This is a genomic window from Vibrio sp. 10N.286.52.F8, from assembly GCF_041468745.1.
GTDB classification, from domain to species: Bacteria; Pseudomonadota; Gammaproteobacteria; order Enterobacterales; family Vibrionaceae; genus Vibrio; species Vibrio crassostreae_C.
Genome location: NZ_JBFRJF010000078.1, coordinates 1 through 200, shown reverse-complemented (window position 1 = coordinate 200; position 200 = coordinate 1). Strand labels below are relative to the sequence as shown.

General features: G+C 45.0%; 1 tRNA gene. It reads right to left on the bottom strand.

The window, feature by feature from the left end:
* Positions 1–79: 79 nt before the first annotated feature.
* Positions 80–156, bottom strand: a tRNA-Trp gene (locus AB4133_RS21960).
* Positions 157–200 lie beyond the last annotated feature (44 nt).

Sequence of the window (200 nt, the reverse complement as noted above, 5' to 3'; positions counted from 1 at the left end):
ATTTTCCGGATTGGTATAATGGCGTATGTATGATTCAGAAAGTAAAAAGGCTCTAGCATTTCTGCTAGAGCCTTAAATGTGGCAGGGGTGGAGAGATTCGAACTCCCAACACGCGGATTTGGAATCCGCTGCTCTGCCAATTGGAGCTACACCCCTAAAACTTTCATTACTTCCAGATTCGAAAAAACCTCGCACTAGGC